General features: G+C 68.2%; 22 protein-coding genes. 9 read left to right on the forward strand and 13 right to left on the reverse strand.

The window, feature by feature from the left end; genetic code table 11:
• Nucleotides 1–71: 71 nt before the first annotated feature.
• Nucleotides 72–338 carry a nucleoside-diphosphate sugar epimerase/dehydratase gene (locus tag EV192_RS04570; protein ID WP_132111374.1) on the forward strand — a complete coding sequence of 89 codons (267 nt, stop codon included), beginning with the start codon at nt 72–74 and terminating at the stop codon, nt 336–338.
• Entirely contained in the window at nt 335–1573 is a 1239-nt protein-coding gene (locus tag EV192_RS04575; protein ID WP_132111376.1) for a glycosyltransferase family 4 protein, read from the forward strand. Before EV192_RS04570 ends, EV192_RS04575 begins: the two co-directional genes overlap by 4 nt.
• Here the strand turns inward: EV192_RS04575 and EV192_RS04580 are convergent.
• Genes EV192_RS04580 through EV192_RS04595 form a run of 4 tightly spaced genes read right to left on the reverse strand, consistent with a single transcriptional unit; the run spans nt 1551 to nt 6266 of the window.
• Nucleotides 1551–2972, reverse strand: coding sequence for a lipopolysaccharide biosynthesis protein (locus EV192_RS04580; protein ID WP_132111378.1), 1422 nt, complete (start codon nt 2970–2972; stop codon nt 1551–1553). The two genes, EV192_RS04575 and EV192_RS04580, sit on opposite strands and share 23 nt — an antisense overlap.
• The gene (locus EV192_RS04585) at nt 2969–4186 is read right to left on the reverse strand and encodes an ArnT family glycosyltransferase (protein WP_132111380.1); all 1218 of its coding nucleotides are present in this window, start codon (nt 4184–4186) and stop codon (nt 2969–2971) included. Before EV192_RS04585 ends, EV192_RS04580 begins: the two co-directional genes overlap by 4 nt.
• Nucleotides 4183–5502: an O-antigen ligase family protein gene (locus EV192_RS04590; RefSeq protein WP_243726624.1), complete on the reverse strand. Its 1320-nt coding sequence runs from the start codon at nt 5500–5502 to the stop codon at nt 4183–4185. Before EV192_RS04590 ends, EV192_RS04585 begins: the two co-directional genes overlap by 4 nt.
• Nucleotides 5503–5507: 5 nt before the next feature.
• Nucleotides 5508–6266, reverse strand: a complete 759-nt coding sequence (locus EV192_RS04595; RefSeq protein ID WP_132111382.1) for a hypothetical protein — start codon at nt 6264–6266, stop codon at nt 5508–5510.
• A gap of 219 nt (nt 6267–6485) precedes the next feature.
• Here EV192_RS04595 and EV192_RS04600 point away from each other — a divergent pair, with 219 nt between their 5' ends.
• The 5 genes from EV192_RS04600 to EV192_RS04620 all read left to right on the forward strand — a co-directional run bounded on the left by EV192_RS04600 (nt 6486) and on the right by EV192_RS04620 (nt 12457).
• On the forward strand, nt 6486–7709 hold the full coding sequence (locus tag EV192_RS04600; protein ID WP_132112985.1) for an MFS transporter: 1224 nt from the start codon (nt 6486–6488) through the stop codon (nt 7707–7709).
• Nucleotides 7706–8683, forward strand: coding sequence for a TolB-like translocation protein (locus tag EV192_RS04605; RefSeq protein ID WP_243726625.1), 978 nt, complete (start codon nt 7706–7708; stop codon nt 8681–8683). The genes EV192_RS04600 and EV192_RS04605 overlap by 4 nt, the downstream gene beginning before the upstream one ends.
• Before the next feature lie 8 nt (nt 8684–8691).
• Entirely contained in the window at nt 8692–9528 is an 837-nt protein-coding gene (locus tag EV192_RS04610) for a glycosyltransferase family 2 protein (RefSeq protein WP_165960207.1), read from the forward strand.
• A 293-nt stretch (nt 9529–9821) separates the two neighbouring features.
• Complete coding sequence (locus EV192_RS04615; RefSeq protein ID WP_243726626.1) at nt 9822–11129, forward strand: glycosyltransferase family 4 protein; 1308 nt, start codon at nt 9822–9824, stop codon at nt 11127–11129.
• An 11-nt stretch (nt 11130–11140) separates the two neighbouring features.
• The gene (locus EV192_RS04620) at nt 11141–12457 is read left to right on the forward strand and encodes a UDP-glucose dehydrogenase family protein (RefSeq protein ID WP_132111388.1); all 1317 of its coding nucleotides are present in this window, start codon (nt 11141–11143) and stop codon (nt 12455–12457) included.
• Between the two features lie 16 nt (nt 12458–12473).
• On the opposite strand, the gene EV192_RS04625 is transcribed toward EV192_RS04620, so the two are convergent.
• The 6 genes from EV192_RS04625 to EV192_RS04650 form a co-directional block, all read right to left on the reverse strand.
• Complete coding sequence (locus EV192_RS04625; RefSeq protein WP_132111390.1) at nt 12474–13235, reverse strand: hypothetical protein; 762 nt, start codon at nt 13233–13235, stop codon at nt 12474–12476.
• The gene (locus EV192_RS04630; RefSeq protein WP_243726627.1) at nt 13222–14808 is read right to left on the reverse strand and encodes a VWA domain-containing protein; all 1587 of its coding nucleotides are present in this window, start codon (nt 14806–14808) and stop codon (nt 13222–13224) included. The genes EV192_RS04625 and EV192_RS04630 overlap by 14 nt, the downstream gene beginning before the upstream one ends.
• A complete protein-coding gene (locus EV192_RS04635; protein ID WP_132111392.1) occupies nt 14790–16028 on the reverse strand; it encodes a hypothetical protein in 1239 nt (412 codons plus the stop codon). Before EV192_RS04635 ends, EV192_RS04630 begins: the two co-directional genes overlap by 19 nt.
• A gap of 181 nt (nt 16029–16209) precedes the next feature.
• Complete coding sequence (locus tag EV192_RS04640) at nt 16210–17211, reverse strand: GNAT family N-acetyltransferase (protein ID WP_132111394.1); 1002 nt, start codon at nt 17209–17211, stop codon at nt 16210–16212.
• Nucleotides 17208–18092, reverse strand: coding sequence for a glycosyltransferase family 2 protein (locus tag EV192_RS04645; RefSeq protein ID WP_243726628.1), 885 nt, complete (start codon nt 18090–18092; stop codon nt 17208–17210). The genes EV192_RS04640 and EV192_RS04645 overlap by 4 nt, the downstream gene beginning before the upstream one ends.
• Nucleotides 18093–18099: 7 nt before the next feature.
• Complete coding sequence (locus tag EV192_RS04650) at nt 18100–18777, reverse strand: polysaccharide deacetylase family protein (RefSeq protein ID WP_132111398.1); 678 nt, start codon at nt 18775–18777, stop codon at nt 18100–18102.
• A gap of 189 nt (nt 18778–18966) precedes the next feature.
• Between EV192_RS04650 and EV192_RS04655 the strand changes: the two genes are divergently transcribed.
• Entirely contained in the window at nt 18967–19905 is a 939-nt protein-coding gene (locus EV192_RS04655) for a glycoside hydrolase family 18 protein (protein ID WP_207925881.1), read from the forward strand.
• 1 nt (nt 19906) lies between these two features.
• Here EV192_RS04655 and EV192_RS04660 read toward each other — a convergent pair whose 3' ends face one another.
• Nucleotides 19907–20833 (reverse strand): DMT family protein, encoded by a 927-nt coding sequence (locus tag EV192_RS04660; RefSeq protein ID WP_132111400.1) that lies wholly within the window; start codon nt 20831–20833, stop codon nt 19907–19909.
• A 560-nt stretch (nt 20834–21393) separates the two neighbouring features.
• Nucleotides 21394–22359 carry a hypothetical protein gene (locus EV192_RS04665; RefSeq protein ID WP_132111402.1) on the reverse strand — a complete coding sequence of 322 codons (966 nt, stop codon included), beginning with the start codon at nt 22357–22359 and terminating at the stop codon, nt 21394–21396.
• A 204-nt stretch (nt 22360–22563) separates the two neighbouring features.
• On the opposite strand from EV192_RS04665, the gene EV192_RS04670 reads away from it, so the two are divergent.
• Nucleotides 22564–23682, forward strand: coding sequence for a S8 family peptidase (locus EV192_RS04670; protein WP_243726629.1), 1119 nt, complete (start codon nt 22564–22566; stop codon nt 23680–23682).
• Nucleotides 23683–24257: 575 nt separating this feature from the next.
• On the opposite strand, the gene EV192_RS04675 is transcribed toward EV192_RS04670, so the two are convergent.
• Nucleotides 24258–25526: a DUF445 domain-containing protein gene (locus EV192_RS04675; RefSeq protein WP_132111404.1), complete on the reverse strand. Its 1269-nt coding sequence runs from the start codon at nt 25524–25526 to the stop codon at nt 24258–24260.
• Nucleotides 25527–25548: the final 22 nt, after the last annotated feature.

Raw genomic sequence — 25548 nt, forward strand, 5'->3', positions numbered from 1 at the left:
CCCGTGACCACGTGCGCGGAGGACAGCGCTGAGCATGGCGCCGCACTGTCCTCCCGCTGGGGGGCGACCGCGTGACCGCGCGGCCGTTGCTCCTGGTCGGTGCCGCGGAGCAGGTGAAGCAAGCGCTTGTTCGGGTACGGGCCCACCCACGGGACTGGGTGCCCGTGGGCGCGCTCGACGACGACCCGGACACGCACGGTCTTGACCTCGACGGGGTTCCGGTCCTCGGCAGTCCCGAACTGGTGCATCTCCTGCCGGACGCGGCATTGCTCGCGTGCGATCCGTCCGTTGTCGACCGACTCGGCCTGCCAATCGATCGATGGGTGCGGGTGTCATGAGAATCCTGGTCTACCCGCACGCCATGGAGATCGGCGGCTCCCAGCTGAACGCCGTCCAGCTGGCCGGCGCGGTGCGCGACCGCGGACATGAGGTAATCGTTTTCTCAGAACCCGGTCCGCTGGTCGACAAGGTCACCGGCATGGGCCTGGAACACATCGAGATCCCGCTGAACCGGCGCCGGCCGTCCCCGGACGTGCTGGCCAGGCTCATCCAGGTGGTCCGCGGCCGACGGATCGAAGTCGTGCACGGCTACGAGTGGCCGCCGGTGGTCGAGGCGTTCTTCGGTCCCGGGCTGCGGCTGCGCACCCCGGTCGTGGGAACCGTGATGTCCATGTCCGTGGTCCCGTTCTTCCCCCGGACGGTTCCGCTGGTCGTCGGCACGGACGCGATCCGGGACGCCGCGCTGGCCGCCGGCCACAGGCACGTCACGCTGCTCGAACCGCCGGTCGACACCGACACCGACCACCCTGGTGTGGACGGCCGGGACTTCCGTCGCGACCACGGGATCCCGGCGGACGAGGTCCTGGTCGCGATGGTCTGCCGGCTGGTTCCCGAGCTGAAGCTGGAAGGGCTGCTGAACGCGTGTGACGCGGTCGGCGACCTGGCCGCCGCTGGTCACCGGGTGCAGCTGGTGCTCGTCGGCGATGGCAGGTCACGGGACGAGGTCGCCGAACGTGCAGCGAAGGCGAACGCTCAGGCCGGCCGAACCGTAGTCCGGCTGACCGGCGAGATTCCCGACCCCAGGCCCGCCTACGCGGCCGCGGACGTGATCGTCGGCATGGGTGGTTCGGCCCTGCGCGGGATGGCATTCGGCAAACCACTCGTGGTCGTCGGCGAGCAGGGATTCAGTGAACTGCTTACGCCGGAGAGCGCGCCGTTGTTCCTGCTCCAGGGCTGGTACGGCCTGGGCGGCGACGGCGTCGCCGCGCTGCGGTCGTCCCTGGAACGCCTGGTGGTCGCCGCCGACCAGCGCTTGAACCTCGGCACGTTCGCCCGTGACCTGGTGGTGGATCGGTTCGCCCTCAAGCGGGCCGCCCGGATCCAGGAGGACGAGTACCTGTCCGCGGTCCACACCCGTCCGCCCGCACCGGCCGTCGCCGTGGAACTCGTCCGGTCCGGCGGCGGGGTCGTGGCCGAGAAGGTGATGACGAAGTACCGGCGGTGGCGTGGCACGGTCGCGACCGACGACGCCAACGCCCGTCCGATCGTGGTCAGCCGCGGAGACCGCCCCTGAGGACCTTCCGCAACGGCCACACCGCCGGGAGATAGGCGAGCATTCCCAGCGTCCCGCCCAGCAGAAGCTGCAGGAACGACGGCTCGGTGAACCACCGCACCACCAGGATCACCGCGGTCATGCACGCCGTTCCCAGCAGCGGGCGGGCCAACGGCGCCACGAGCGACCGCAACGAGATTCCCGTCCGCATCACGGCGATCGCGTACGCGGGCAGCATCAGGACCACCGCGACCCCGGCGTGCGCGATCGCGACCCCTTCGATGCCGAGGAAGTACGCGCCCAACGGCAGGAACACCAGCAGCGCCACCATCCACGCGGCCTGCAGCCACATCGTCACCCGGGACCGGCCGAGGGCCACGAGGAAGTCGTAGGCCAGCTCCGAGGCGACCCGGACCACCCCGAGCAGGGCCAGGTACTGCAGGGCCACCGACGACCCCACCCACTGGTGTCCGTACAAAGTGGACACAATGGGCCAGGCGAGCAGGCCGAGGACCGCGCACACCGGCAGCGTGGGCACGGCCAGGACCATGGCCATCTTGGCGAACACCGTCTGTCGTTCCGCCGGATCCTCCTGGACCCGGGCGAACGCGGCCAGTGACACCCGCCGGACAATCAGCGAGAAAACGTTCACCGGCCAGGACGCCAGGTTGAACGCCTGCACGTAGAGGCCCAACGCGACCGCGCCGAGCATCCGCCCGGTGACCACCTTGTCCACGTTCAGCATCGCGATCATCAGCAGGCTCGCCCCGGCCAGCGGCAGCCCGAACGCCAGCAGCTGCCGGGCCTGGCTCGGGTCGAACCCCAGCCGCGGCCACTTGCGGCTCAACCCGAAGAGCACCAGCGACGAGACCGCGTTCCCGGTCACCTGACCCACCGCGAGGCTCCAGGCGCCGTGGCCGGTGACCGCGAGCGAGACGGTCAACCCGGTGGTGACGACCAGGTTGGTCGAGTCGACGAGCAGCCGCAGTCCTTGTTTGAAGTCGCGGTTGACCAACTGGGCGACCGGTCCGGTGAGCCCGTCCACCAACACCGACAGGCACAGCACCCGGACTATGCCGGTCGCCCCGGGCGCGTCCATCGCCGCGGTGAACAACGGCGCCCCGACGTAGCAGGCCGCGTAGATGACCGCGCTGGTGACCAAGGAGATCGTGGTGACGGTCGGCCTGATCCGCTCCGGGTCGCCGGGCCAGCGCACGATCGCCAGGCTCACGCCGAGCTCGTTCAGGGACAGCAGGGCGATCAGGGCGACGAACGCGACCGCGTACAGCCCGAAGTCCTGCGGTGTCAGCAGACGCGCCAGCACGATCCCGGTCAGGAACGTGCCGGCCTTGCCGACGACGGTGTTGAGCAGGCTCAGCCGCAGCGCCTTGCGGATCGGGGCCTTGGTCGTCTCGGTCACGCGGTCCGCCGCCGATCCCACCAGACCGCCACGGTGGACACCGCGAGCACGATCGTCAACGAGTCGAGCGGCACGCGGAACCGGATCCGGGTGAAGAACACCGCCAGCAGCAGGACGTTCAGCACGATCGTCCAGACCAGGAGCTTGTCCAGCCGGCGCAGCGGGAACCGACGCCACAGCAGCACCCGCAGCACGGCCAACGCCAGCAACGGGTAGTACGTCAGCGCCGCCAGAACATCGGAGGCGCCCTGGCCTTCGGTCTTCAACGTGTCGCTGTAGGTGAAGTTGTTCGCGACCTTCGACACGTACAGCCCGGCGGCCTGGCCCGGGTGTTCGGTGATCCAGTCGACCGCCTTGCCCGAGTAGAAGTGGTCGATCTGCACCTCGTCGAGCTTGCGCGCCTTGGCCTCGTTCTCGTAGGCCGACACGTCCACGCTCGTGCCGCTGCCGCCGGTGGCGTCAGGATTGTTGCCCAGTAACAGGTTCACGCCGTTGTTGGTGGAGACCGGGATGAACGCGTGCATCACCAGGGCGTTGCGGACACACCACAGGCCCGGGATGACCGCCGCGGCCACCAGCAGGACGGCCGCGGCCTTGCGGGCCCGCCAGCCGATGAAGATCACCACGAGGATGAGCGTGGGCGCGAACGACGGCACAGTGATGGTCAGGAACCCGCCGGCGAGCCCGGACCAGACCGCCCACGTCCACCGATCCCGCGCGCGTAGCCCGAACTCGAGCGTCATCAGTAGCAGAAGCAGGGCCGGGATCTGCGGGTACAACGCGTTGGCCGTGTAGATGAACAGCGGATACACGGCCGTCACGACCGCGACCAACGCACCCGCGAGCGGCGAGATCCGGCGGGCGAGCAGGTACGCGAACCACACCGCGCCCGCGAGGCACAGCACGCCGACCAAGCGCATCGCCAACACACTGCCGCCGGTCAGGAAATGCACCGGCAGCAACAGGAACGGGTATCCCGGTGGCCGGTACGCCGTGGGGTCGGCGCCGAAGGCGTAGCCGTGGCCGGCCGCCAGCGACTCGGTCAGCTGGAAGTAGACGTGTTCGTCCGAGTACCGAAGCTGGCCGCCGAGGACGGCCGCGTACCCGCCGGCCAGCAGCAGGCTCAGCCCGACCGCCACCTGGGCGATCCGCCTGCTGTGCTCGGTCAGCCAGTCGTACCAGGCCGCGGTCTTGCGCAGCGCGATATCCGTCATCGGACCGCTTTCCACATCGGGGGGAGGACGGGTTCCTGGGTCTTGACCACGCGCAGCAGTGCGCCGCTCGCGCCGACCAGGACGAAGGTGAGCCCGGTTCCGGTGGAGAACCAGAGCAGGTCGAACGTGGCGGCCCCGAGCGCCACAATGGACTGCGCGGCGATCAGCGACAGCGCCAAGTCCCGGATGACCGGGTCGGGGCTGAGCGCCCGCGCCCTGGCCGCGGCCCACATCCCGGCCAGGAACAGGAAGACCAGCACGCCGAGCCCGACATATCCATTTTGGACAAGGGTGCCGAGGTACTGGTTGTCCAGCGGCCCGTACTTCTCCGACAGGTACGTGCCGTTGCCCCGGCCCAGCAGGAAGTGCTTGGCGATCTGGACGCCCGCGGACGCGTAGTCGTCGGTACGGCCGGAGATGCTCGGGTCGTCGCCGATGCTGTCGAACAGGCTGTACAGCGTGCCGATCAACCCGGGCACGACGAGCCGCAGCACGCCGAGGAACACGGCCGCCGCCATCAGGCCCTGCACCCGGCGCCGGGCCGGCCACCCGATCATCAGCACCAGGCCGGCCAGGCAGAGCCCCAGAATCGCCGACCGGGACAGCGACACCACCGCACCGGCCGCGATGATCCCCAGGCACAGCCACCATTTCCCGGCCTTCTCGCCGGCGTCCTTGGCCCGGTACGCGTAGTGCGCGGCCAGCGGCACCCCGATCGCGCACACCACACCGAACTCGATGGGGTGCCCGGTCGTGCCGGCCGGCCGTCGGAACGCCGCCCGCGCCAGCACGAACCCGTCGTCGGTGACCGGCCGCAACCCGGGCACGGCGAGGTACTTGGTCACGTCGAACCCGGCGGCGAACTGGAGGAACCCGATGAACGCGACGACGCCGATCAGCACGGTCATGAACCGAAGCAGCACGTCCAGCCGCATCAGGTTCTTGACCCCGTCGCACGCCGCGATGCCGACGCAGATCGACCCGAACACCACGACGATCGTGCGGTCGGCGCCGGCGGCCTCGTCCGACGGCAGGTAGTTCCGGGTGGCGTAACCGTAGGTGGCCAGCTGTGAGCAGGCGAACAGGAACAGGGCGGTCCGCGCGATGTTCCGGCCCTTGGCCACGCCGAGCGTGGTGACCAACTGGCAGCAGAGCCAGATGACGCCGAGCATGATCCCGGTGAGCGTGGCCGGAGTGATCGACATCGGGATGCCGCTGATCACCAGCCGCGCCGGGATGATCAGCAACATCATCAGGAAGACGCACAGCAGCGTGACGCCGTCGGCGCGCTTGACCTCACGCTCCTGGCCAGCCACCGCGGTCAGGACGACTTGGGGGTGATCGGGTGCATCCGCATGGTCTCGCCGGCGCCACCGGCCACCGGGGTCCCGTTGGTGGCCTCAAGCGACCCGTGGTGCTGCCACGCCTCGACCGCCTCCTCGCGGGTGCGCTTCTTCTTGCGCGACTGGCTGACGCTCTCGACCATGTACGCGGAGGACAGGCTCGCGATGAATCCGAGCACCAGTGCGATCCCGGCGAACCGCACCTTGCCGCCGATCTTGGCCTCGGGCTTGGTCGGGTCGATCACCGACTGCGGCGTGATGAACGTGGAGGCGGGCGCCTTCAGCGCCTCCTGACTCTGCTTCAGCTCGGCCTTGGCCCGGTCCAACACCTTGCTGACAGTGCCCTTCGCCTCCTCGGGCGACCGCGCGTTCGCGACCACGACGATGAACGGGCCGGTGAGCTGGCCGTTGCCGATCTGGTACGTGGTCTTGGAGTTGGTGCCCACCAGCTGCTCCATCAGGGCCGGGTCCTGCAGCTTCTGGATGATGATCGTCGCGGACGTGTTGAGGCTCGCGTCGAACGCCAGCAGCGGGTTCACCTGGTCGACTGGGCCCTTGTTGCCGGCGTTGGTCTTGGCGCCGTCGGTCGGCGACGCCAGCACGATCGTCCCGGTCGACTCCCACTCGGTGTGCACGGACACGTACACGGCGGCGGCGAGGCCGAGGGACACGGCGAAGACGGGCACTGCCACGCGCCAACGGCGCAGCAGGACCCGGATCGTCTTCCAGAAGTCCATCTCGTCCCCGATCGCGATGCCCAGTACTCGTCAAGAAGATCTGGTCAGCAGCAGGAACTGTTACCTGACGCAATCACCCTCGCGTGGGATGTACGGCCAATGGCCTAAAGCCGTCACGCAGCGTTCTCCCACGGTAGCGCCGATCGATGCGGCTAACGGTGGAATCCCGTCACGCGATGTGTCCAACGGCAGCCGGATCTTGGAGAGGTGGGCGCCGCAATGTACGTCGCCTCGACGCGCACCCCCGGCTCGTCCGTACGGGTGCTCAAAGGCGTCCCCGGCACCGTTTTCGCGCTCGGCACGGTGAGCCTCCTCACCGACGTGTCCGCCGAGATGGTCACCGCGTTTCTCCCTGTTTACCTGCTCTACACGCTTCAGCTGGGATACGTACAGTTCGGACTCCTGGACGGCCTGTACACCGGCGCGACCGCGGTTCTCCGGCTGGTCGGCGGGTTCGTCGCGGACCGCGTCGGCCGGCCCAAGCTGGTCGCCTTCTTCGGGTACGCGATGTCCGCGGTGACCAAGCTGGTCTTCCCGGCGGTCGGGTCGTCGGCGGCGGCGATCGGTGGTGTCCTCGCGGTCGACCGCGCGGGCAAAGGCGCCCGGACCGCCCCGCGCGACGCCCTCATCTCCCTCGTGACGCCCCAGGACCAGCTCGGGTCGGCGTTCGGCGTGCACCGCGCCATGGATACAGTCGGCGCGTTCTGCGGGCCGTTGCTGACCACCCTGATCCTGTGGCAGTTGGGAACCGACCCAGGACCGGTGTTCGTGGTGAGCTTCTGCTTCGCCGCGATCGGCCTGGTGGTGTTGGCCGCGTTCGTCCGAGAGCACAAGAGCCCGCCGGCCAGGACCAAGAAGGTGTCCCTGCGCGCCGGCCTGAATCTGCTGCGTGACAAGCCGTTCCGGCTGACCACGATCGCCGCGGCCGTGCTCGGCCTGGTGACGATCAGTGACGCGTTCATCTTCGTCGTGCTGCAGAAGGTGTCGGGCATCCCTGTCAACCTGCTGCCGTTGCTTCCGCTGGGCACCGCCGCGGTCTTCCTGCTGGGGGCGGCACCTATCGGAAAGCTGTCGGACCGGATCGGTCGCTGGAAGGTGTTCTTCGCCGGGCACATGCTCCTTCTGGTGGCGTACATCACCCTTTTGGTCCCCCACGGCGGGTACGCCGCGGCCGCCGTCGCCCTTGTCGCGCACGGTTCGTTCTACGCCTGCACGGACGGCGTCCTGATGGCGTACGCGGGCGGGTTCGTCCCGGCGGAGCTGCGAGCGACCGGGATGGCCACCGTCCAAACCGGACAAGCGCTGGCCCGGATGGCGTCGTCCATCGTGTTCGGGGTCATGCTGGCCGGGATGGCGATGGCCACGGCGGTCGCCGTGTTGGCGGGTGTCATGGTCGCTGCCCTGGTCGGGGTCGCTTTTCTGATGCCGGGGAGACGGGCTTGAAGCAGTGGATGTCGGCGCATCGCGTCGTGGTCGGCGTCGTCGCCATCGTGGTCCTCGTGGTGGTGGGCGGGGGCTACGTCGCGTGGACCGCGGCGAACCAGCCCGCCGCGACGGCGAACGCGGCGCCACCGGTCGTCGGCGACCTGATGTTCGTCGACCTGACCGGCGGACAGAACCTTGTGACCACGGTGAAGCTTGCTCAGCCGGGTGGCCCGCGCACGGTCAGTTCACAGCGCTGCCAACGTTTCTACCGAGCCGTGGATACGTCCGTATGCCTGCGGCTGGCCGGTCTGGGGCCCAGTTACGAGGCGGCGATATTCCGGCGGGAAGAACTTGTCAAGACCATTCCGTTGCCAGGGATTCCCAGTCGGGCCCGGGTGTCGGTGTCCGGCAATATCGTGTCGTGGACGTCATTCGTGACGGGTGACTCGTATACCATCCCTGGCGGCTTTTCTACCCGCAGTGGGGTGTTCGATATCCGGACCGGCACGGTCACCGATTCGATCGAACATTTCACCGCGACCATCGCCGGCCGGGTCACCACCGCGGCCGACATCAATTACTGGGGTATCACGGTCGGCGCGGACGACAAGACGTTCTACGCTACCCTCGCCAGCAGTGGCCGGACGTATCTGGTCCGTGGCGATCTGACCACGCAGCGTCTCGACGAGGTGCGGCAGACCGCTGAATGCCCGTCGATCTCCCCGGACGGCACCAGGGTCGCGTACAAGAAGCGGCCGACCCCGACCCAGCCGTGGAGCCTGGTCGTGTACGACCTGAAGACCAAGCAGGAACGGCAGCTGCCAGGCACAACAGGCATCGACGACCAGGCCGCGTGGCTGGACGACTCGACCCTGGCGTACGGCGCCGCTGTGAACGACCAGAAAAGCGCCGTCTACTTCGTGCCCGCGGACGGGTCCGCGCCGGCCCGGCAAGTGATCCCCAACGCCGCCTCCCCGGTGCCAGTGCGATAGTGGGGGCCGTGGCTGAACCCGTCGTCAGTGTGGTGATCGCGGCGCACAACGAGGAGTCGGTGATCGCGCGGTGCCTGCGGTCACTGTCCGTCTCGGCGAAGCCGGGCGAGTTGGACGTGATCGTGGTCGCGAACGCGTGCGAGGACAGGACTGCCCAGATAGCGCGGGCCGAACGTGTCCGGGTCGTGGAGACCGCGGTGGCGGGCAAGGCGCATGCGTTAGGGCTTGGTGACGCGGAGTGTCGGGCCTTTCCCCGGCTGTACCTGGACGCGGACGTCGACCTGGACACCGAGTCGTTACGCAGCATGATCAAGGCGATCGACCGCGGCGCGCTGGCGTGCTCGCCGGTCCCGGACTACGACCTGGCCGGGGTTTCCGGTCTGGCGAAGCGGTTCCACCGGGTGTTCGAGCGGCTGATGGCCGGCCGGCGCGGCCTGTCCGGCACCGGCGCGTACATGCTCAGCCAGGAGGGACATGACCGGGTTTTCCCGTTGCCGGTGGTGATCTCCGACGACGGCTGGGTGCACCGGACCTTCTCGGCGAGTGAACGCCAGTCGGTGGAGGGCGCGCGGTCGGTGGTCCGGCCCGCGCGGACCGTGCGGGCGGTGATCCGGCGCCGGGCCCGCGTGCGGCTGGGCAATCAGGAGCTGGATCGCTTGGGCCGCAAGGCCGAAGATCCGCCGCTGGGCGTGGGCATGCTCGGCGGGCTGGTGCGTCGGCGGCAGGTCGGCCCGCTTGACGCCGTGTGTTTCCTCACAGTCCTGTTGGCGGACAAGATGGTCGCGCGCTGGCGGCGGTCGACGGGCAAGGACGGCACATGGTCGGCCGATCGCGGTAGCCGCTAGGGCGAAATGTACGCGTGCGGGTGATGTGAAACGCACGCTCCACCCTCGTGGGGTAACCCCGTGTTTCCCTTTGGGGCAACGAAAGCCGAATACTGTCGGCCGTTTACTCGAAGGCATTAGGCCGTTCTGTCCAACGCGGGCGAGTGGTTATTTTCGATCTTGTTCGAGGGCGTGGTGACCTGCTGACCTACCCGAACGGAGGTATTCGCCACGGTTCGCGGAAAACGGTAACCCCGGGGGTCTTCGGCGCGACATGAGAAATGTCGGCTGGAACGTATGGAAGAGGCGCCAAGGTGACTCGTGGGCATGTGCTGATCATCGTCCAGAATCTGCCGGTTCCCTTGGACCGCAGGGTCTGGTTGGAGTGCCAGGCGCTCACCGCCGCTGGATACCAGGTTTCGGTGATCTGTCCAAAAGGGCCGGGTGACGCCAGGTACCAGGAGCTGGCGGGCGTGCACCTGTACAAGTACGCGCCGCCGCCGCAGGCGAACGGCGTGCTGGGGTATCTCCTCGAGTTCGTGTACTGCTGGCTGCGGACCGCCCGGTTGACGTTGAAGGTGTGGCGGCGTCGGCGTTTCGACGTGATCCAGGCGTGCAACCCGCCGGACACGTACTGGGCGTTGGCCAGGCTGTGGCGGTCGCGTGGGGTGCGGTTCGTGTTCGACCACCACGACCTGAACCCGGAGGTGTACCGGTCCCGGTTCGGCGAGCCGACCGGGCTGGCCGGCCGGGCGCAGCTCGCCGGCCTGTACTGGTTGGAACGCAAGACGTTCCACACGGCCGACCGGGTGATCTCGACGAACCAGTCGTACCAGCGGATCGCCTGGGAGCGCGGTGACGTGCCGCGGGAGCACACCACGGTCGTCCGATCAGGACCGGACACGTCGGTGATGAAGCCCGGCGAGGCCAGGCCCGAGTTGCGTAACGGCCGGGAGCACCTGGTGGCGTGGCTGGGAATCATGGGACCACAGGACGGCGTCGACGGCGTGCTGGAGATCGCGCACAAGATCGTGCGTGAGCATGGCCGGGAGGATGTCCAGTTCGCGCTGATGGGGTTCGGCGACTGCCTGGAGGACCTGAAGAAACAGTGTTCCGAACTCGGGCTGGACGACCACGTGACGTTCACCGGCCGGGTCGGGCCGCCGGAGATCGCGGACTACCTGTCGACCGCGGCGATCGGCCTGTCCGCGGACCCACTGAGCCCGCTCAACGACGTGTCCACAATGAACAAGACGATGGAGTACATGGCGTACGCGCTGCCTGTGGTCTCGTACCGTCTCACGGAGACGGTCGTGTCAGCGGGTGAGTGCGCGGTGTATCTGGACCCGGGTGACATGGACGGTTTCGCCAAGGAGGTCGTCGCGTTGCTGGACGACCCCGAGCGCCGTCAGCGGCTGGGCGAGGCCGGTCGGGAGCGCGCGGAGCGAGTGCTGGACTGGCGTCCGCAGGCGGCCGCGTATGTCGGTGTGTACAACGAGCTGTTCGACGTCGAACCGGAGCCGGTCGCACCGCCGTCGCGGCCGGCTGTGGTTCTTGATCACCGCACCACTGGCCTGCGTGGGGAGCGGACCCTGCGTCGGGTGACCCCCACGGCTGACTGAAAGGGCAGGGAATGTTCGCCAGACGGATCGCGGTGATCGGCACCGGGTACGTGGGTTTGACCACGGGTGCGTGCCTCGCTTCCCTGGGTCATCAAGTGGTCTGCGGTGACGTGGACCCGGCGAAGGTGGAGCGGCTGCGCCGGGCCGAGGTGGACATCCTCGAACCGGGCCTGGTCGAACTGGTCCGTGAGGGCATGGCGGCCGGTCGACTGTCCTTTGTGGTCGGCGCGCGGGCAGCGGTGGCCGGCCACGAGGAGGGCGCCGAGATCGTGTACCTGTGCGTCCCGACCCCGATGGGCGTCGGTGGCGTCGCCGACCTGAGCACAGTCGAGTCGGTGATCGACGAGGTCGGTGCCCTGCTCCAGCCGGGAACGGTCGTGGTCAACAAGTCGACCGTGCCGGTCGGCACCGCGCAACGGACAGCAGAGTTGCTGAACAGGTCGGACGTGTCCGTGGTCAGCAACCCCGAGTTCCTCCGCGAGGGCTCGGCGGTGCACGATTTCCTGAACCCGGACCGGATCGTGGTAGGCGGTGACCAACAGGACGCCGCGGAACGTGTGTCCGCTTTGTACGCCCGCCTCGGCGCCCCCACAGTGCTGACCGACGCGGCAAGCGCCGAACTCGTGAAGTACGCGGCCAACTGCTTCCTGGCCATGAAACTGTCCTATGTGAACGCCATGGCGGAGCTGTGCGAACGCCTCGGCGCGAACATAGCGGACGTAACGGAGGGAATGGGCTACGACCGCCGGATCGGCCAGGCATTCCTGGCCCCCGGCCCCGGCTGGGGCGGCTCCTGCCTACCCAAGGACACCTCGGCGATGCTCCAGGTCGCCGACTCAGCCGACTTCGAGTTCCGCCTCCTGAGAGCCACCATCGACACCAACGAGAGACAACGCCAACGGATCGTCGACAAGATCCGCCTGGCGGTAACCGGCCGACGCGGCGGCTCCCTCTCCCACCTCCGCCTCGGCATCTACGGCCTGACCTTCAAAGCGAACACGGACGACCTCCGCGACTCCCCAGCCCTGGCCGTAGCCGCCCTCCTCCGCCAAGCAGGAGCAGAACTGCTCGCCTACGACCCAGCAGTCCGAGCAGACACAATGCGCCCAGAACTCTCCGCGGTAACCGTCGTCGACGACCCCTACCTGGTCGCCAAAGAAGCCGACGGCCTGGTAATCCTGACGGAATGGCCAGAGTTCCGAACCCTCGACTGGCCCCGCCTGGCCACCACAGTCCGCGCCCAAGTAGTGATCGACACCCGAAACCTCCTGGACAAAGACGTCCTGGGCCGAGCAGGCTTCACCTGGACCGGACTAGGCCGCAACTGAGCCCCGCGGGGCGATGTCACCGGAACAGCGCGACCGGGTGGAACACGAGCCGCGCTGTCTGCGCGTCCCACTTCTCCACCCAGCCGAGGCAGCGGCCACCAGCGATCGGGCCCTCCGGGATGTACCGCATGTACTTGCGAGCGCAGGCAAGCGTCACCCGGGGGCCGATGGTCGCGTCGGCCGCGGGGCCGCCGTAGCCCGCGGCCAGGACGACTGTATCCGCCAAGGTGGCGACCGGATCGTTGATGACCTGGAACGTGCCGGTCAGCAGCACGAACCCGCCGGTGCCGACCAGCCGCACGGAGCCGGGCAGGTTGTCGGGACCGACGTTGAGGCTCGTGACCAGGGCGGCGTTGCCGATCACGTCCTTGCGAACCAGGTCGACCCGCACTATCTCGTTCTCCCGGTCGAGGACGTCCAGCATGCCGCCGATCCGGGCGATCGGCGACGACGTCTCGCGGAACTTGCGCCGGATCTCGCGGGTGACCGACGCCCGTTTCCCGACGTGCAGCAGCTTCAGGGTCAGGCTGCCGCCACCCTCGTCAGTGGTGATGGCGCTTTCCTCCGTCTCGACGTCGTCGGCGTCCTTCACCTGGTTCACGAAGTCGTCGTCGAGGTAGACGGTGACCCCGCGGCGCACGCGCCGCTCACTGAGCCGGTGCCTGCGCCGCTGGCGCCACATGATCACCGGCAGGGACACCAGCAGTCCGATCGTGCACAGCCAGACCAGCAGTTCGGGCCACCAGTACGCTACCCACTGTCCGTCAGAAACAGCCACGGGTCTCCTTGAAGGCGTTGGCCAGCGACGACCCGGTGGTGGCGTCAATCATCCTGCCGCCCGGGGTCTGGCCGGCCACGGTGCTCAGCTCCGTCGCGTCGGCGTCCCCGAACCGGATCGGGAACAGGGGGCCGACCGGGCCGCGGCGGCGCTGGCCCGCCAGGAACTCGTCGGCGCCGATCCCCGCGTTGTTCAGCCCGTCGGTCATCAGCACCACCGCCACTTGCGTGCCCGGCCGTTCGGCCTGGACCTTCGCGCCGGCTTCGTAGCCGGCGTCGACCGCCGACCAGATTGCCGTGCTGTCGCCGAACTTCTCGGTGGCGAGCATGTCCCGCAGTGCCGCGAGGTCCTGCTCGCTGCCCACAGTGAACTCGCGCTGCTCCAGCACTGTTCCGGCGAATCGCAGCACCGTGAACCGTTCGCCTTGGTAGAACCGGACGAAGCTGGACCCGCTCGCCCCGGTCAGCTCCGCGAACGCCGCGCGCAGTGCCTCGATCCTCAGGCCCCGCATGGAGCCGGAGTAGTCCAGCACGAACACCACATACCTGCGTGTCGGATCGGTGTTCCCGGGCGCGCGGAAGTTGTTCTGCAGTTTGACGATCACGTTGATGTCGTCGGGATAGAACAGGGCGTTGCCGATCGACCGGGTGAGCCGGTCGGTGCGTCCCACAGCCGGGTTGACCGGCCGCCGGGACGTGTCGTTCATGATCCGCCGCTGTGTCTCCTCGCCGCGCAGCCAGGCCACGACCTTGTCGTACGCCGCGCGCTGCCGGTCGTTGAGCAGCAGCATCGGGTAGTCCGCCAGCACGATCCCGTCTGTCGGGTAGATGAGCCGCAACGGCTGCTTGAGTTTGCCGTTGGCGTTCAGTGTGAGCAGCGCGGACTCGTACGTGATCAGGCCGTTGAGCCCGTCCGGCGACGCGACGAACTCGCGTTCGGCGTCGGCGGCGTTGTCACTCAGTCCCTTGTGGCCGGTCCAGAAGCCGGAGAGGCGATCGCACCGCACATCCTCGGGCCGCAGCGCGCGACCCGTTTCCGCCGCCGCGGTCGCCACCCCGACCAACGCGGCCAGACCGCTGCCGCTGTGCCGCGGATCGCCCATGGCGAACCGGAATTCCCCGCTCGCGGCCAGGTCCGCGATCTGTGCCCAGGTGACATCCGGGCCGTGGGCGGTGAGCTTGCCCGCGATGTCCGGGGTCACCCCGACCACCACCGGTGACGTCATGATCGTGGTGCTCAGCGGCAGGGGCGCGGACGGTTTCCGCCCGCGCAACCGGAGTTCCAGGTAGTGGTCGGACGACAACCAGGCCAGGTCGAACCGGTCGTGGTTGCCCTCGGCGATCGCGTCGCTGGCGTCGACCGTGCCTCGGTAGTCGACGTCCAGCTGGACTCCGGTGTCCTTGCGCAGGTCGGCCAGCAGCGGTCGCATGTCCGCCAGCTCCGAGCTGGCCACCACGCGCAGCCGCACCGGATCGTCACTGGGGCCTGTGCATCCCGCCAGCATCCCCAGCGAAACGACGACCGCGCCCAGCGCGCCCCGCCAACGACAGATCATCACGGGCCTTTCGGGCACGTGCGGATCCCGTCCAGCACCTGGTCGATCATCAGTTCCAACAGGGTGGGGTCCGGCAGTTGGGCCGTCGTGGCGTTCTGGTCGAGCAACGGCATCGGCACCTGGTTGTCCCCGAGGTACTTCGACAACTCCTTGCTGCCGTACACGCCCCCGTCGGCCACGACCCGGAAGCCGAGCGCCAGCGCCCGCTTGTGGATCTGTGTGTCGGTGTCGACGACGTCGCCGAGCCGGTGTCCCTTGTCGGTCAGTGACACCATCACGGGCTGGGTCAGGGAGCCGGGATCCGGGTACAACAGCACCCGGTCGCGGTCCAGCTGGCCGGACGTTCGCATCGCGTCGACCTGGTACGACAGGAACTGGTGCTCGTACAACACGATGAGTGGCCACTGCTTGCCCTCGTCGACGAAGTACAGCTCCTGTGGTGCCTTGGCCGCCATCCCCCGGTCACGCACCAGCGGACCGATCCGCCGCGCCACGTCCTGCACCTCCTCCCGCCGCCTGACCACCCTGCCTTTGTCGTTGGGATTCGCGCGATCCCTGTTCTCGGCGAACGCCAGCAGCGCCAGATATGTCTCCGCGTGGTTGGAATCGCAGATGTCGGAAGTCTGCGCGAGGATCTCGTTGTGCTTCAGCCTCGGGTCCAGGTCGGACCACCTGGTTTTCTGCTGCATCACGTCGACCATGCGGTCGAAGTCGAGCCGGTAGAAGATCGGCGGGCCGCTGTCGTGGAAGGCTGCCGGATCGTCGTCCTGCGCCAGCCGCTGGGTGGTGATCAGCCCGGCCTTTTCCAGCGCCGGAACGTATTCGCGGTAGGTACCGATCACAATCGGGCTGGTGAACAGCTGGAAGTGCTCGCGCGCTCCCGGACGACCCTTGATCATCTCCTCGGCGGGCTGCCCGGAGGGGTACACGAAATCGATTCCGCCGAGGTCGGACGTCACCCCGGCCCGTGACCCCTTGTTCGTCACGTGGACGCGCAGATGCCGGCGGAGCAGCCGGTCCTGGATCTCGGGGTCGTCGAACAGCACTCGTTTCGAGCCGACGTTCCCCTCCACTACGTCCAGGGTCTGCACACCCAGCGTCAGCGCGCGATTGGGCACCAGGACAGCGAGCCCGGCCAGCGCGCCAAGAGCTACCGGCAGGACGACCCGGCGGAAGCCACGGCGCCGGTAGAAAGGCAGTGGCCGGCGCACCCGCAACAGCGGCTCGTCAACGATCATTCCGGCGTCCTTCTCGAGAACAGATCTTCTTAAGTCCGCGAACACCCGACATAACTCGAGGCGAACACTAAATCCGTGCCGGCCGCCCCACTGTTAGTGAATAACGGATGAACAGTGGAACTTTCCATCGAACGGACCAACGGCGGAGTGGTTGATCACGGAGAGCTGTTCTTGATCGAGATCAGCGGAATTTGCGGACGATCGATCTGAGTTGCGGGGCGATCGGAGATGCCTTCGCCGCGCTGATCGCCGCCCTGCTTGCTTTCCGCATTGTCGTGCGCAGTCCGCCGGCGGTCACCGCTCCTATGCACACTGTGGACGACCCGGTCATCGCCCTTCGCTTGTAGTCGTCTTCTCCCCGGCCCAGGTCTATTCGCGTGATCCCCAGTTCGGGGGCGGCCATGACCACTTCACGCAGAAGGATCCAGCCCGGGGAGAGCTGGCCGAACTTTTGTTCGTACACCGGGAACCACCAGTGCAGCACTTCTCCCGATCGCATTCCGAAGTGCGCGGCGAGGAGGTGGGGGCCCGCGTGCACTGTCGACAGCAGGCCAAGTCCGTTGCCGAGCAGTCGATGGAGGAGTTCTCGTTGGTACCGGTCGGCGAAGTGGTCGCGCGCTCCCGTTGACGAGTACTGGTCGCGCTTCAGTTCGATCACCCGATCAAGATCTGCTGGGTCTTGTGAGGCGGCGACGAAGGTTACTGGGCCGAGGTCGCGTGTTGCTTTGTTGGTGAGGCGGCGGGCTTCGCTCATTTTGTCCTTGCCGCTTTTCGCCGCCCGGGTCAGGTAGCCGTCGAGGCCGTCGGTGACGTCCATGTACGGCGACGGCCGCCGCTCCTCCACCCAGGGGGCCAGGTCTGGGTATCCGTCCAGCAAGTGGTCGAACGTGAACGCTTTCACCCCGGCGGTCGTCAACAGCGCTTTGGGGGAGAACCTAGTACCTGGTGACGTTATCGGGCCTTGGAAGTCCGCTCCGGGCGAGCCGGCCGGAGTCGCTGTCGAGCCTGCTATGTGCAACGGCAGGAAGAAGCCGTCGTCGACGATGACGTGTACCGGCCTGCCCACGTCCACTGCGGCCACATAGGACGGGTCGAAATATGGACTGTCCCATGTGGATTCGCGCAGCGCGGTCCATTCGTCGATCTGGGTGGGGGTCAACGATGAGAACGGCACCAGTCTCATTGCGGCAACACCTTCAACCGGCGCGACGGACGCAACAGGGCGGTCAGGGCGGCGCGCGCTGTGGGGCGGCCGGATGCGGCGCGGATCGCCTCGCCCAGGACCACAGCCGCGTAGTACCCCAGGAAAGGCAGGAAACCGTTGTGGCGACGGACCACTCGGACCCGGTTCACTGTCAGCAATGCCCAGAGCATCGGATTCGTCCCCGATTCGCCGCCGTCGTGTTCGACGACCGCGTCAGGCGCGTACCAGGTCAGGAATCCCCGTTTGCTGGCTCGTAGTGCGAAGTCGGTTTCCTCGCCGTACAGGAGGAAAGACTCGTCCCACGGCCCCATTTCCTTGCACACGGCTGCGGAAAGCATCAAAACGCCACCTGTCGCCCATGCGGCGGGTCCTGGAACGGCGTACCGTTCGGGCGAGGTGATCAGTTCACCCAGCGTTCCCCAGCGGCCCACCCGGTTCCCGCCGAGCAGTGCCTCGGCCCATGCCCGGCCCACCGTTGGTGGGCGGCGCAGTGAGGGTTGGAGGCTTCCGTCCGGGTTTTCCAGCCGTGGCGCCGCGATGCCCACCCGAGGATTGTCGAAGGCCGAGACCAGCAGTGGAATCGCGCCCGGACGAACCCGCGCGTCCGGGTTGACCACCAAGACGTGATCGAACTCGCCCAGCGCGGCGATACCCGCGTTGATCCCGGCCGCGTAGCCGGCGTTACGGCCGAGTTGCACGACCCGCACACCTGGTGTGTTCTTCGCAATGTCACAGGTGTCGTCGCGGGAATTGTTGTCCGCCACGACGATCTCCACGCCATCGGGCAACGCCGCCAGGCATGTGGGGAGGGTGACCGCACTGTTGTACGTCACGATCACGACCGCGACTCGGGATGTCACGTCAGCCTCATCGCGCCGGCCCACGGTTGCGTTTCACCAGCCCCACGGCCGTTCGCCGGAGTGACCGGCGCAGTCCGGGCTGGCCGGCGAGGACGTCCTTCGTCCACTCAGGACCGATGTCGTGCCGGAGACTGGTCCGCGCCTGCAACCACGAGCTGGACCGGGCCGGGCCGCCGTCACTCGTGTAGACGACGGACGCGCCGGCGCCACGCAGCCGCGTCAGTACCTGCCGGTCGTACGACCCGAACGGCACGGCCACGCGCGTCACCGGCGTCCCGGTCACCGAGGCGAGCAACCTGGGTGCCTCGATCATCTCCTCGACCGCCTGCGCCGGGCCTACTCGGCGCCAGTCGCGGTGCGCCCACCCGTGCGAGCCGACCCGCATGCCCGCGTCCAGCAGCTTGCGCACGTCGGTCCTGGACACCCGGCCGGGTTCGTCCAGCAGGCCGGCGAGGACGAAGAACTCCGCCCGCAGGCCACGGGACTCCAGCAGCGGCAGCGCGATCTCGACGTCGGAGGAGTTGCCGTCGTCGAAGGTCAGCCGGACGTCGGACCGGCCCACGATCGCGTCGACGACCTGGGTGAACTGCTCGGTCGTCACCCACGTCTGGTCCTCGCCGGGGTCCAGCTCACGAGGGGGATCGCCGATACCGTGCACGGTGAGGTTGATGACCCTTGCTGGCATCCAGCGGCCCTTCTCGCGGCGGCGTGTCCACTGACGTATCGGCACGGCCCGCCGGGCATTACCTCTTGACAGAGCGTATTGGTCTAGTCCATCTTCGGGCTTGCTGAAGGTAATCAGCCGCCTCCGGTCCGACACCGCCGCCAAGACGTCGGGAGGTGCGCTCCGCAACCCTGCTGCTGGAGGCTTGACATGAAGATCATGCGGCGGATTCTCGTTGCCACGGCCGTCGCCGCGACAACCCTAGCCATGGCACCCGCGGCTCAGGCCGCCGTCAATCCCGTGCTGGCCGCGCCCTACCTGTACCAGTGGGAGAACCCGCAGAACCCGGTCACTGTGATGAAGGCGACCGGGATCAAGTCGTTCACCCTCGCGTTCGTCCTGTCCAAGGGCAACTGCAACCCGGCGTGGGACGGCGACCGGTCGCTGACCGGCGCGGACATCACCCGGGTCAACCAGATCCGGGCGGCCGGCGGCGACGCCATCCCGTCCATCGGCGGCTGGTCCGGCAACAAGCTCGGCCCGACGTGCTCGTCGGCCTCGGCGCTGGCCGCCGCCTACCAGAAGGTGATCAACGCCGGCAAGTTCACCGCGATCGACCTGGACATCGAGAACACCGACGAGTTCCAGAACACAGGCGTCCAGGACCGCGTCATGGGCGCCATCAAGATCGTCAAGCAGAACAACCCGGGGGTGAAGGTCGTCGTCACGATCGGCACGAACACGTCCGGCCCGGACAGCTGGGGCAACCGGTTCATCCAGCGGTCCAAGGACCTGGGCGCGCCCGTGGACGTGTGGGCGGTCATGCCGTTCGACTTCTCCAGCGGCGGCGACATGGTCACGATGACCAAGAGCGCGGTCACCGGCCTGAAGAACAAGGTCAAGTCCGTCTACGGCCTGTCGGACGACGCGGCGTGGCGCAAGTCCGGCCTGTCCTCGATGAACGGTCACACCGACAACGCCGGTGAGGTGGTCAGCGTGGCGAACTTCAAGTCCATCGTGAGCTGGGCGAACAGCGTCCACCTCGCCCGGGTGTCGTTCTGGGCGCTCAACCGCGACTGCGACAACTGCGCGGGCATCGGCCAGGGCCAGTACGACTTCACCAAGGCCAACGCCGGCTTCACCGGCTGAGCTAGCGCCGCGGCCCTCGTGAGCGGATCTCTTCCCGCTCGCGAGGGCCTTCCACGGTCTCCGCCAGGCCCGGCGGCTTGGCGGGCTGCAGCTTGGACAGCAGGACGATCCCGGCGGCGGCGAGCAGGAAGCATCCGGCTTCGCTGAGGGTCGCGATCGTGGACGTCTTGGCGCCCTCACCGAGGGCCACGTAGCCGATGCCGATGGCGACGACCGGGTCGGTCAGGGTCAGCGCGGCCACCACCACGTTGGGCGGGCCGCTGGCGTGCGCCTGCTGGATGAACCAGATCGCCACCGGGATGGCCAGCACGGCCCCGATCAGCGACCCGGTGGGGAAGTCGGCCAGGTTGCGGTGCTCGACCGCGAGCGCGGCCAACCGGACCACGACGGACGCGAACCCGAAGACCACGCCGCCGCCGGCCGCGAACGCGAGGCAGCGAACCAGCCCACGGCCGATGCTGCCGACCAGCCCGAGCACCATCAGGATCAGGCCGACGATCACCACGATGAGGACGGCTGTGGCGTCCGAGACGCTCGTGACCTGCGCGTTCGTCGCGGCCAGCGACGTGAAGCCGCCGACCCCCATGACGACCGCCGCCAGCGCCAGCCACGAGCCGAAGGTCAGCGATGTGTGTTCCCGGCGGGACGACGCGACCGTCGTCACGGCGATCGCCAGTACTCCGATCGGTTGAATCACGCTCACCGGCGCGAACGCGAGCGCACCGAAGTGCAGCACGCTGCCGACGATGACCGCCGACTGTCCCATCAGCCAGCGGCGGTTGCGCAGCAGGTCAAGCAGCGCGCCGAGCTTGACGAGCTGACCGTCCTGCTTGTCCCGGACTGCGGAGTTCTGCCACAACGCCCCCAGGCCGTTCAGTAACGCCCCGGCCAGCGCCAGGACGAACGCCAGCCATAGCAGAGTGCCCACAAAACCAGCCTATTGGCCGAAGGCTGCCCGCACCGGGTAACTGACATGGCTGCTAGGTCACAAACGGGTTTATTTGTGCTGCCAGACCGGGGTGCCCCGGCGGGCCCCGGGCCGCCGCGACGGTGACATACCCGCCATTCGGGGGTGGTCAGCCTCACCTCTACCGCTGTAAAAACAGTGCGCCGGATGGCGTAACGTGTTCGACCTCTCGGACGACGTCACAACCATCCGACGCACATGCTGTGCCCGGCGGGTTCCATCAAACCCGCTGGACACACTGGCCGCTAGTCCTAGGTCAACGGACGGCACAGCCCCTCGTTGTGCCGGCCAGGCGTTGCGAGCCAGTTGGGGGGTGGAGCCCCGGCGCCGCGGGGGCATCGCGGACGCCGGGGCCGGGTCCCGACCTGACCGGGCGCGGTCGGCAGGTCGGGTGGTTCGTGGTGGTTCGTGGACGAGACGGGTCCCGGATGGGCTCATCTCGCGAATCCCGGCAAAAAGCGGCCAAAGGGCGGCACGGGTGTGCTCAGGACAGACGACTGCCCTACCGCCAGGCGGGGGTGTCAGTCAGGTGTGGTGACCGGCAGGCCAGGGGTGTGTCCCCGCTCGGCGACCGGGTGCGCGCGATCCAACCGACCCACCAGGGGCGGGGGCGCGAGCCGGGCCTGCGGGGTGACGGCGGCCAACGCGCCGCGCGCGCCGGAGCCGCTGGAGTTGCCGGAGGAGAAGCTGGGGCCGGGCGCCGCGGGAGCCATCGGTCCGCTCGGGCTCGGCAGCGGGCTGGGCCCGTTTCCGCCGGGAGCGGCCCGCTCGTGGGCGCGGTTGGCCTTGTGGACGTCGCTGTGGCCGGTGTCCGGTGAGGCGACGCGGAGACTGTGGGAGTGCTGCGGCTCGGCGACCAGCGTCAGTTCGGGCGCGGGAGTCTCAGCGACGGTCTCGGCTACCGGAGCCAGCGCTTCGACGCGGGCCGTGGGCTGCTCGGTCGCGGTCGTCTTCGAGGCCTTCGGCGCCGACGGCTTCAGCAGGTCGTTCACTGGATCCTGGACCAGCGGCGGCAACGTGATCCCGCCGCCGGACTGGCCGCCGCCGGGAAGAATGTGTTGCGGCAGGTCGGTCACCGTGGTGATGACCTGGTGCAGGGCGTCGGTGACCGCGCCGACGGTGTTGGTGACCGTCGTGGTCACTGCGCCGACCGTGTTGGTCACCGTTGTGGTGACGGCGCCGACGGTGTTGGTCACGGTCGTCGTGACGTTCCCGACAGTGGTGTCGACGGTGTTCAGCACTCCGCCGACCAGGCCGCCGACAAGGCCCGGATTTCCGCCATTTCGGGCGGGCTTTTTCGTGGGTGAAGAGTGTGGCTGAACGGCATTCACATTGGTCTGTGGGACGCCTGTGTCCGCGGACGCGGCGCCGGCCAGCAGAACAGCGGCGAGCCACCCCAACGCGGTGAAGCCGGCCAACGCCAAGAAGCGCAGCACGACGCGGCGCAGGCGTGCACCGGCGTCACGCGCCGGCCCCGACCTGGCCACCTCGAACCACCACCGTTTCGGCTCCACTCGCGGATTCGCCGTCTGCACCCTAGCTTCGAGAACGTCCGCCGGAAAGACGGATTCGCATGTCCGACCCGTGTGTGTCCATTCGGCAGTGATCCAGGGCCGGTCGTATTCACCGAACCGGGTGATCCTTCTAGTGCTACTGGGCGAGTGGGCGGCGACCGCGCGAATGTGTCCGGCGTGGACAATCAACGCGCGATGCGGTTGGCGGACTGGGTTTCGAGGTGGCAGTGGCGCATTCCCGACCTGGTTCTGCACGATCCGGACGGCCCTCGGGAAAGTCTTGTCCGAGCGGGCCAACTGGTCGCCCATCCGAGTGCCGTCCGACCAGTCGCGGACGAACTGCGCCGATGGGTGGATCGAGTTGAGCCGACCGGCCGCATCCTGTTGCGATCCGAACTGCGGGACCGTCCGGTGGAGATCGCCGCGGACGTGGCCGACCGCTGGTCGGTGGCGCCGAACCATGTGCACATCGGCAGCCCGATCATGCTCGGCACGCCGATCTGGACCGGCGGTCCACATCTCGACGTGCCCGCGCCACGGCCGCCGTCCCCGGAAACCTGGCACCCACCGGTGACGGTCGCGGTCCTCGACACCGGACTCGACCCACACCCCTGGTTCGCCGGCCGCCGGTGGCTGTCCGAATGGGGCCTGCAACCCGAAGTGCTCGACAACGACCTCGACGGCACCCCCGACCGGCAAGCCGGCCACGGCACCTTCGTCGCCGGCATCGTCATCCAGAACGCCCCCGGCGTCACCCTCCGTCACCACCGTGTGCTGTCCTCCATGGGCCTCACCGACGACACAACGATCGCCGCCGCCCTGCGCACACTGCGTGGCCAAGCCGACATCGCCCTCCTCACATCGGGCTGCCACACCGCGACCAACGAGTGCCCACCGATCCTCGCCCACGAACTCGACCACTGGTCCGACGCGACAGTGGTGGCCGCGGCCGGCAACGGCGGCACCGACCGCCCCTTCTGGCCCGCCGCCCACCCGCACGTGATCGCCGTCGCGGCCACCGAGGACGACGGCACCATCGCCGCCTTCTCCAACCGAGGACCCTGGGTGAACGCCACCGCCCCCGGCGTCGACATCACCAGCAGCCATGTCCGGTTGATGCCCGACTCACCCACCGTGGCCCCCGGCACCGAGACCCGCGAGTACGGCGTGGCCCGCTGGAGCGGCACCTCCTTCGCCGCCCCAAAAATAGCCGCCGACCTGGCCAACAACCTCCACGCAAACCACCGACCCAGCCAACTGGACGACCATCATTCACTCGGTCAGCCAACATTGTGAACGCGATTTGACCCCGACCCCTGGCACGCACAGTCGTCAACGCGCTACGCTATGGATGCTCGCCCCCTCCCCCTCGGCGAGCCAAACGTCCCCGCTCCCCGGGACCCCCAGCCGGGTCGAGCGGGGACGTACCTACCCTCCGGGCCTCCCTGCTTGCTCGCTTCGCTCGCTTCGCTCGCTTCGCCGGGTCGGTCCGGATTATTTTGGGGGGCCCAGCCCCCCAAACCCCCCAGGTGCGGCCTACGGCCGCCTCACCACCCACTCGGCCCACCCACAAACAAACTGCCGCCTTTGGCGCCTAACCAACAGTGGGCTTTGGCGCCGCAGGCGCCCTTGTCCTTTCTCTTGGCGCGGAGCGCCATGCACATGGGGTTTTGGTGCCCTCTCTCCCGACCGACCTGTGCTTTGCAAACCATGGGTGTCAAGGGGTGCGCCTACGGGACCCGGCCCCGGGACCAGGCCATACGCTCCCCTTGACGCCCATGGTTCCCTTCGGGCAGGTCGGGCGGGAGAGAGGGCACCCCTCCCTCTCCTGATCGATCTGCCGCCCGGCGAGGGCTTCTTTTGAACAACGACTACGCGAACAAATGGGCAATGGTGTAGATGGCAAGGCCGGCAAGAGCCCCCACAACAGTCCCGTTGATCCGGATGAACTGCAGGTCACGGCCGACCTGGAGTTCGATCTTTCGGGACGTCTCCTCCGCGTCCCAACGGTCGATCGTTTCCGTGATCAACGTGGTGATTTCGTCCCGGTAGTTCACCACTATGTAGGCCGCCGCGCCCTGCACCCAGCCGTCCACCTTGTTGCGGAGCGCGTCTTCGTGGGTGAGACGGCGGCCCAGGGAGAGCAGGCCTTCTCGGACTCTTCTCCGGAGTTCGCTGGAGGGGTCTTCGGCCGCGTCCAGGAGCAGGCGCTTCACGTTCGCCCAGGCCGAGCCGATCACGTTCTGCACTTCTCGGTGTTCCAGGACCTGCTTCTTCACCCGCTCGGCCCGGTCCATCATCGCCGGGTCGTGCTGCATGTCCGCGGCGAAGGTGATCAGGAAACGGTCAAGGGCCTGGCGCATGGGGTGGTCCGGGTCGGTCTTCACCAGCCAGGCGAAGGACAGCACTTCGCCGTAGATCCGGTCGGCCACGATCGAGTCCACGAACTTCGGGGACCAGCTGGGGGCCCGTTCGGAGACGATGCCGGCGAACTTCTCGTGGTTCTCCTTGACCCAGTCGTAGGCCTTGTCGCAGAGCAGGTCCACCAGCTGGCGGTGGGTTCCGTCGGACAGGACCCGTTCCATCAGCTTGCCCAGCGGTGGGCCCCAGGGGACCGCGACGATCCGCTTGGTCACCGCCTGCTCGAACACGGCCTGGACGTCCTCGTCGCGCAGCACGGCCACCACGCCGCGGACGACCGTGGCCAGTTCCTGGGTGACGCGTTCGGCGTTCTCCGGCTGGGACAGCCATTCGCCGAGCCGCCTGGAGACGTCGACCCGGACCAGCTTGTCTCGGACGACCTGCTCGGAGAGGAAGTTCACCCCGACGAACTCGCCCAGGCTGTCGCCGAGCACGTCCTTCCGGTTCGGGATGATCGCGGTGTGCGGGATCCGGATGCCCAGGGGGTACCGGAACAGGGCGGTCACCGCGAACCAGTCGGCCAGTGCGCCGACCATGCCCGCCTCGGCAGCCGCCCGGACGTAGCCCACCCAGGGCGGGCCGCCGGCGTTCTCCCAGGCCCACGTGGCCGCGAAGATCACTGTGGCGCCGAGGAGGAACCCCAACGCCACGAGCTTCATCCTGCGCAGCCCGCGCAGCTTCTCCGCTGCCTTCGGCACGGCACCCAACGAGCTGCCCATTTGCTCCACACGTCCATTGTCC

The sequence above is a fragment of the Actinocrispum wychmicini genome (assembly GCF_004345645.1).
Taxonomy (GTDB): domain Bacteria; phylum Actinomycetota; class Actinomycetes; order Mycobacteriales; family Pseudonocardiaceae; genus Kibdelosporangium; species Kibdelosporangium wychmicini.

Coding starts and splice junctions, on each gene's coding strand:
- EV192_RS04575 (WP_132111376.1), top strand. CDS start 335: ATGAGAATCCTGGTCTACCCGCACGCCATGGAGATCGGCGGCTCCCAG.
- EV192_RS04585 (WP_132111380.1), bottom strand. CDS start 4,186: ATGACGGATATCGCGCTGCGCAAGACCGCGGCCTGGTACGACTGGCTG.
- EV192_RS04595 (WP_132111382.1), bottom strand. CDS start 6,266: ATGGACTTCTGGAAGACGATCCGGGTCCTGCTGCGCCGTTGGCGCGTG.
- EV192_RS04600 (WP_132112985.1), top strand. CDS start 6,486: ATGTACGTCGCCTCGACGCGCACCCCCGGCTCGTCCGTACGGGTGCTC.
- EV192_RS04620 (WP_132111388.1), top strand. CDS start 11,141: ATGTTCGCCAGACGGATCGCGGTGATCGGCACCGGGTACGTGGGTTTG.
- EV192_RS04635 (WP_132111392.1), bottom strand. CDS start 16,028: ATGATCGTTGACGAGCCGCTGTTGCGGGTGCGCCGGCCACTGCCTTTC.
- EV192_RS04640 (WP_132111394.1), bottom strand. CDS start 17,211: ATGAGACTGGTGCCGTTCTCATCGTTGACCCCCACCCAGATCGACGAA.
- EV192_RS04650 (WP_132111398.1), bottom strand. CDS start 18,777: ATGCCAGCAAGGGTCATCAACCTCACCGTGCACGGTATCGGCGATCCC.
- EV192_RS04655 (WP_207925881.1), top strand. CDS start 18,967: ATGAAGATCATGCGGCGGATTCTCGTTGCCACGGCCGTCGCCGCGACA.
- EV192_RS04675 (WP_132111404.1), bottom strand. CDS start 25,526: ATGGGCAGCTCGTTGGGTGCCGTGCCGAAGGCAGCGGAGAAGCTGCGC.